Raw genomic sequence first — 5,675 nt, forward strand, 5'->3', positions numbered from 1 at the left:
ACTGCCATCCCCAAAAAGCCCTAAAGGCAAATCACCTGCCAAACAACTGGTCCGGAAATGGATCTCGAACAATCAGTCAACAAGTTCCCCAACAATTTCAGGTTGCTCACATAGCCTTCGTGATGTTTCTCGTAGTGAAAGTGCATCGTTTCGGCTGTTATGACCGGTTCTAATGCGTTTTCGACATACGGAAGAGGGGGTAAGGCACGGAGCGACGCTGCTCCAAGCACGGCCAAGGAATTGTTTGTGTCTATCTTGCTCATATTGGCCTTCTTGCAGTTGTGGCGGGTGACACATAACGGCTCGCGCTTCAGCAGTGCCAAGCCAAGCCCAGGGAGCTGAAGCCATCTGCTGGAAACGGTTGTTGTGCGGTCTTCTCCAGAAAACCATTACTTCATTTTCTCGATTTCTTNNCAGAAACTCTCCAGCGTGTACACACTCCTCGTCCGCTATATCCTTGAGCACTTTAACGGCGAGCTTGTTGTCGGTTGACTCGGCAAGCTGCATATACAACTGCATCGCTTCGTACTCTGCGGCCACCATGAAACGAATTGCTCTGACGAGTTCCTCATCCGTGAGCTTCCTGTCGTTCGATAATCCCGAAAAGGACGATCCGAACTCTGGCATGTTCATTCTCCTTTCTTACTTCTTTTTGGGCCTCCACCCAACGCTATTCTTCAGTGGCTGGTCAATGCAGGGGACAAGATAACAACATACAACTGGCGGTCGGGCCGACGGTGATGATGTTCCATTGGAATCCAACCAGGCCACCAGTTCCGGCGCAGGCAATTATTCGGCTTTTCGGCCGGTTATCTCCTTCCGCCCCTTATGGCCCGCACCACGGCAATCAGCAGTATCGCGCCGATCACTGCCGTAATAAGAGCTCCCCATATTCCACTGCTCGGAATTTTCAGCAGCCCGAACACGTATCCACCGATCCAGCCACCGATCGCACCGATGATCAAATCGCCGAGCAGGCCATAACCGCTGCCTTTCATGACTAGCCCCGCAATCCAACCTGCGGCGATACCGATAATGATCCACCAGAACCAACTTGACATATCCTAGCCTCCTTGTTTCGAAATCCCAGTCAGGGATTGACTGTCAGACATCAGATAGACCGTGTCTTCAACGCCTGCCAGCCGCTTCTTGTCCCTTGGTTTTGCTCCAAGGTCAGCTTGTTCGGACGTCGACGAATGTTAAACAACATACTAATGACATACTATCAAGCCGAAATGGTCGTGTCAATCCCCCAGTTTCCCTGTTTCGGACTTCGTTTCCTGATTTCCCTCCGATACTCTCCGACGACGCAGTGACAAGACGGTCTCCTTAACCCACATGTGGACTCTGTTTCGGGCCCAAGTGATGCACGTCGATCGGTTCACCGCTATACTAAATATATGGGCAACCGGGCAGAACAACGTGCTAGCGATACCGGACAGCACCTTGACGTCGAAACAACGATCAAGGTCAACGCTTGGCTGCGCGTGATACCCAGACGGGACGACCAGACGCTTCATGAACTGGAGTCGCTCTTCCTGAGCGTCGCAACAGGCGATCGACTCCACTTCGACGCGCTTCCCTCATCATCCGGGAAATTTCATCTCACCTCTAATCGTCCTGACTTGGTTTCACAGAACTCTGTGCAGCAAGCCTGGCTTGCCTTCAACAACGCCATGGAGCCACTCCACGGGCATCGCATACTTCAAATTTCTGCGCACCTGGAGAAACGAATCCCCGAAAAGACCGGCCTCGGCGGGGGCAGCGGTAACGCAGGAGCAGCACTGCTCGCGTTGAACCAGCTCCATGAGTTTCCCTTTGGCCACGATCAGCTCGTTGCTCTGGCGAGCTCGCTCGGTTCTGATGTCCCGTTCTTCGTCCAGTCAGGACCGTGCATCGTGCACGGCACGGGGCAAATCGTGGACCCGATCCCTCCACTTCCTCCCCTGTGGTGCTGCATTGCTCTTCCAATCTTCCGTATCGATACTAGACGTGCCTATGTGGTTCTTGACGACATCATCACGAGAGAAGGGGCATCAGAAATCGAACCCACGATCGACCTGAACTCCGTCATCAAAGCCCTTCGCACACGTACGTCACTTAGAATCTCTAATGAGATGCGCCTGAACTCTTTTGAGGCAACTCTCGGCGAAAACACAACCAGTTTCCTGAACATTCGCAGTACGCTCCTCGCAAGTGGTGCCATTCTCGCTGGTCTCAGCGGTTCAGGGAGTGCCGTCTTCGGTATATATGCAGAAAGGGCAGCTGCCGAAGCAGCTGCCCTTGGTGTCCAGCAACGCGTCAGCGCCGCGCGGACATTTGTTGCGGAGATTCTATAGAGACTACTTGACCTCAGCGGTAGCGCCTGCAGCCTCAAGCTTGGCCTTGATCTCGTTGGCTTCCTTCTCGGGGATGTGTTCCTTGACGGGCTTCGGAGCGCCATCGACGACGTCTTTGGACTCCTTGAGGCCGAGGCCGGTGATCTCGCGGACAACCTTGATGACCTCGATCTTCTTCTCGCCAACGGTCTTGAGGATGACGTCAAACTCAGTCTTGACTTCGACAACAGCGGCCGGGGCAGCAGCAGCAACGGCAACTGGAGCAGCAGCTGAAACGCCGAACTTCTCTTCGATCATCTTGACGAGATCAGCAAGGTCAAGAACGGTCATACTCTCGATAGCTGAAAGGATTTCTTCTTTGGTCATGTCATTCCTCCTATTGAATGATGTTATGCTTGCGGTGTGACCTGAGCCTTCTGCTCACGGACTTTGTCAAGTGCATAGGCAATACTGCTTACAGTTTGCTTCAGTGCCATGGCTAGCCCTGTAACTGGCCCGTTCATGCCGCGGCACACCTGAGCAATAAGTTCGTCTCTGGTCGGCAATAGCGCGAGACGCTCGACCATCGGTTCGTCGAAAAAGCTCCCGTCAACGATTGCGCCCTTGACTACAAAGCGCTGTTCGCCAGGCTTGCCGGTCGGCTTCTTGTACAGAGCCTTTGCCAGAATGGATGGATCGGTCTTGCCCAGTCCGATAGCAGTCATCTGCGTGAACAGAGAATCGGGCAACGTCAGGCCAACTTCCTTCATGGCCCGCTCGAGGAGAGTATTCTTGACAACAACGTACTCAATACCCTGCTTCGTCAGCCTCTTGCGTTCGTTCGCAACGAATGACGCCTTCAGCCCCTCGTAGCCCACGAAAACAATGGACTCCGACTCTTTCAGTTGCTTGACAAGGTCATCCACAAGTTGTTTCTTCTGATCCTTAGTTAGCATGTTTCACCTCCTCTTTGCATAGAAAAGAAAAGCTCTCTGCCAAAGACAGAGAGCCGTATTGCACATGGTCAACAAGCGCAAACGCCTCGGCGGGCAAGATTGAGGGGATGAACCCCGCTCGCTGTCTTGGGCTACTACTTGTAGTAGAAGTGTACTCTAAAGTTTGCTCGTGTCCAGTCGGATTGCCGGGCTCATGGTGAGCGACATATAGGTCTTGCCGAGGTAGGTTCCCTTGACCGAGGAAGGACGAGCTTTCTGGATCGCTTCAAAAAGAGACATGAAGTTCTCCTTGATGGCAGCAGGAGCGAAGCTCGACTTGCCAAGAGGGCAATGTACCGTACCGATCTTGTCAACACGGAACTCGATCTTGCCGGCCTTGAACTCGCGAACAGCCTTCCCTACTTCCAGCGTCACTGTGCCCGCCTTCGGATTGGGCATCAATCCCCGTGGTCCCAGCACACGGGCTACCTTTCCAAGCGTCGCCATCATGTCCGGGGTTGCGATTGTGACGTCAAAATCCAGCCAGCCGCCCTTGATCTTCTCGACGAGTTCCTCGCCACCCACGAAGTCGGCGCCTGCCTCCTGAGCATCAGCAGTCTTGTCACCCTTGGTAAACACGGCGACCCTGACAGTCTTGCCCGTGCCAGCCGGAAGTGTCACGACGCCACGAACGTTTTGGTCAGCCTGTTTCGGGTCGACGTTGAGCTTCATGCAAACCTCGATCGTCTCATCGAATTTGGCAGTCCTCAATTTTGGGAGCAACTCGACGGCCTCATCCAATGTATAAATCTTGACATGGTCGACAAGCTTTGCTACTTCCTGATACTTCTTTCCCTTCTTGCTCATGAATTACCTCCGTGGTTACGTGGAGAAACTCCTCCCACGTGCGCTATGAATCCGTTACTCGACAACCGTGACTCCCATACTCTTGGCGGAGCCTCCGATAATCTTGATGGCTTGTTCGATGTCGGCAGTGTTGAGATCCTCCATCTTGATCTTGGCGATTTCGGCCAACTGAGCCTTCGTGATACGACCAACCTTCTTCTTATTCGGTTCACCCGATCCAGCCTCGATCTTGATGGCCCTCTTGATAAGGGACGATGCCGGTGGAGTCTTGGTGATGAAGGTGAACGACTTGTCTTCGAATACTGTTATGACTGCAGGGATGACCAAACCAGCCTTGTCCTTGGTCCTCTCGTTGAACTGCTTGCAGAACTCCATGATATTGACACCCTTCTGACCAAGAGCCGGACCAACAGGCGGTGCTGGTGTCGCCTTCCCTCCCTCAATCTGTACGCGCGCGTACCCTACGATCTTCTTCGCCATAGCGGATACTACCCCCTAAACTCAGATCTATCAGATCTTCTTGATAAAGCCAAAATCAATCTCGACTGGCATTTCGCGCCCGAACATCATGAGCTTGATGCGAGCTTTTTCTTTCTCAGGCGAGATACTCTCGACCTTACCCTGCATCCCATCAAACGGGCCACCAATGATTTGTACCGTGTCGCCAACTTCGAAGTGAAGCTTCGCTACGGCCTCTTCCTCAGAGACCCTGTTCTTGATAATCCGCTCAACCTCTTCGTCCGAAAGAGGAATAGGCTTTCCATAGTTGCCAACAAATCCCAGAATGCCGGGAGTGTGCGTAACCACATTCCAGGTCTCATCATCCATGATCATCTCGACAACAAGATACCCCGGGTAGACCTTCTCCTGTTTGACTTTCCGCTCCCCGTTCTTGATGATCACCTTATTGTCCACGGGAAGAACCACAGAAAAGACGCGGTCTGCGAGAGCCAGCGTCTTGACCTTCTGTTCCAGGTTGTTCCTGGCCTTTTCCTCCGCCCCAGAGTATGTGTGCAGGAGGTACCAGTTACATTCAGCCATCCAAGCCTACGAGATGAGCCACTTCAGGGCAGCTGCAAATAAGTAGTCCCAAGCGCCGATATATATGGCCCAGAATGCGACGAAGGCGATGATGGTCACTCCGGACTTCATAAGTTCACGAGGCCGGGGCCACGTGACCCTATGCCGAATTTCTGTCCACATAGACCGAATCCAGTTTTTGAAGCGTATAGATACCGGTTTGACTGTCTTTGTATTGCTCACACGTTCCTCCTCAAAGGAAGGTGGCAGGCCCGGAGGGGCTCGAACCCCCAACACTCGGTTTTGGAGACCGATGCTCTACCAGTTGAACTACGGGCCTACCTGGGGACTTGCAGTTACTTTGTTTCCTTGTGTTCCGTATGCTTTCTGCAATGCGAACAGTACTTGTTCACATGCACTTTGTCTGGGTCATTCTTTTTGTTCTTGATACTGGTGTAGTTGCGGTTCTTGCACACTGTGCACTCGAGCGTAATGATATCTCTCATCGCAGCTACCTACTCCAGAATCTTGGTGA

Annotated in this window: 10 protein-coding genes, 1 tRNA gene, 1 pseudogene and 1 other annotated feature; of the genes and pseudogenes, 1 reads left to right on the plus strand and 11 read right to left on the minus strand. The window is 52.8% G+C overall.

Translation table 11 applies throughout. The annotated features are described in order from the left end of the window. Positions 1 to 20: 20 nt before the first annotated feature. From SMC5_RS05645 to SMC5_RS05655, 3 genes and pseudogenes are all read right to left on the minus strand, one after another. Positions 21 to 263 carry a hypothetical protein gene (locus SMC5_RS05645; protein ID WP_119119944.1) on the minus strand — a complete coding sequence of 81 codons (243 nt, stop codon included), beginning with the start codon at positions 261 to 263 and terminating at the stop codon, positions 21 to 23. Positions 264 to 399: 136 nt separating this feature from the next. Then, positions 400 to 627, minus strand: a pseudogene (locus tag SMC5_RS11655) (ferritin family protein); the annotation flags it as partial. A 182-nt stretch (positions 628 to 809) separates the two neighbouring features. Next, positions 810 to 1,061: a GlsB/YeaQ/YmgE family stress response membrane protein gene (locus SMC5_RS05655; RefSeq protein WP_119119937.1), complete on the minus strand. Its 252-nt coding sequence runs from the start codon at positions 1,059 to 1,061 to the stop codon at positions 810 to 812. 339 nt (positions 1,062 to 1,400) lie between these two features. On the opposite strand from SMC5_RS05655, the gene SMC5_RS05660 reads away from it, so the two are divergent. Next, positions 1,401 to 2,339: a 4-(cytidine 5'-diphospho)-2-C-methyl-D-erythritol kinase gene (locus SMC5_RS05660; RefSeq protein WP_119119938.1), complete on the plus strand. Its 939-nt coding sequence runs from the start codon at positions 1,401 to 1,403 to the stop codon at positions 2,337 to 2,339. A gap of 3 nt (positions 2,340 to 2,342) precedes the next feature. Here the strand turns inward: SMC5_RS05660 and rplL are convergent, their stop codons facing one another. The 8 genes from rplL to rpmG form a co-directional block, all read right to left on the minus strand. Then, positions 2,343 to 2,705, minus strand: a complete 363-nt coding sequence (gene rplL / locus SMC5_RS05665; RefSeq protein WP_119089129.1) for a 50S ribosomal protein L7/L12 — start codon at positions 2,703 to 2,705, stop codon at positions 2,343 to 2,345. A 23-nt stretch (positions 2,706 to 2,728) separates the two neighbouring features. Continuing rightward, positions 2,729 to 3,274 carry a 50S ribosomal protein L10 gene (gene rplJ, locus SMC5_RS05670; protein WP_119087629.1) on the minus strand — a complete coding sequence of 182 codons (546 nt, stop codon included), beginning with the start codon at positions 3,272 to 3,274 and terminating at the stop codon, positions 2,729 to 2,731. 16 nt (positions 3,275 to 3,290) lie between these two features. After that, positions 3,291 to 3,423 (minus strand) — a sequence feature (ribosomal protein L10 leader region). 7 nt (positions 3,424 to 3,430) lie between these two features. Next, positions 3,431 to 4,120: a 50S ribosomal protein L1 gene (gene rplA, locus SMC5_RS05675; RefSeq protein ID WP_119119939.1), complete on the minus strand. Its 690-nt coding sequence runs from the start codon at positions 4,118 to 4,120 to the stop codon at positions 3,431 to 3,433. Between the two features lie 54 nt (positions 4,121 to 4,174). Further along, positions 4,175 to 4,600, minus strand: coding sequence for a 50S ribosomal protein L11 (gene rplK, locus SMC5_RS05680; protein ID WP_119119940.1), 426 nt, complete (start codon positions 4,598 to 4,600; stop codon positions 4,175 to 4,177). Positions 4,601 to 4,630: 30 nt separating this feature from the next. Next, a complete protein-coding gene (gene nusG / locus SMC5_RS05685) occupies positions 4,631 to 5,161 on the minus strand; it encodes a transcription termination/antitermination protein NusG (RefSeq protein ID WP_119119941.1) in 531 nt (176 codons plus the stop codon). Between the two features lie 6 nt (positions 5,162 to 5,167). Then, entirely contained in the window at positions 5,168 to 5,437 is a 270-nt protein-coding gene (secE, locus tag SMC5_RS11660) for a preprotein translocase subunit SecE (RefSeq protein WP_407079762.1), read from the minus strand. Continuing rightward, a tRNA-Trp gene (locus SMC5_RS05695) sits at positions 5,405 to 5,480 on the minus strand. Before SMC5_RS05695 ends, secE begins: the two co-directional genes overlap by 33 nt. A gap of 16 nt (positions 5,481 to 5,496) precedes the next feature. Then, positions 5,497 to 5,646: a 50S ribosomal protein L33 gene (gene rpmG / locus SMC5_RS05700; RefSeq protein WP_119119943.1), complete on the minus strand. Its 150-nt coding sequence runs from the start codon at positions 5,644 to 5,646 to the stop codon at positions 5,497 to 5,499. Positions 5,647 to 5,675: the final 29 nt, after the last annotated feature.

It is taken from the genome of Candidatus Cryosericum odellii (assembly GCF_003570935.1).
GTDB classification, from domain to species: domain Bacteria; phylum Caldisericota; class Caldisericia; order Cryosericales; family Cryosericaceae; genus Cryosericum; species Cryosericum odellii.

Coding starts and splice junctions, on each gene's coding strand:
- nusG (WP_119119941.1), bottom strand. CDS start 5,161: ATGGCTGAATGTAACTGGTACCTCCTGCACACATACTCTGGGGCGGAG.
- SMC5_RS05645 (WP_119119944.1), bottom strand. CDS start 263: ATGAGCAAGATAGACACAAACAATTCCTTGGCCGTGCTTGGAGCAGCG.
- rplL (WP_119089129.1), bottom strand. CDS start 2,705: ATGACCAAAGAAGAAATCCTTTCAGCTATCGAGAGTATGACCGTTCTT.
- SMC5_RS05660 (WP_119119938.1), top strand. CDS start 1,401: ATGGGCAACCGGGCAGAACAACGTGCTAGCGATACCGGACAGCACCTT.
- rpmG (WP_119119943.1), bottom strand. CDS start 5,646: ATGAGAGATATCATTACGCTCGAGTGCACAGTGTGCAAGAACCGCAAC.
- rplK (WP_119119940.1), bottom strand. CDS start 4,600: ATGGCGAAGAAGATCGTAGGGTACGCGCGCGTACAGATTGAGGGAGGG.
- rplJ (WP_119087629.1), bottom strand. CDS start 3,274: ATGCTAACTAAGGATCAGAAGAAACAACTTGTGGATGACCTTGTCAAG.
- SMC5_RS05655 (WP_119119937.1), bottom strand. CDS start 1,061: ATGTCAAGTTGGTTCTGGTGGATCATTATCGGTATCGCCGCAGGTTGG.
- rplA (WP_119119939.1), bottom strand. CDS start 4,120: ATGAGCAAGAAGGGAAAGAAGTATCAGGAAGTAGCAAAGCTTGTCGAC.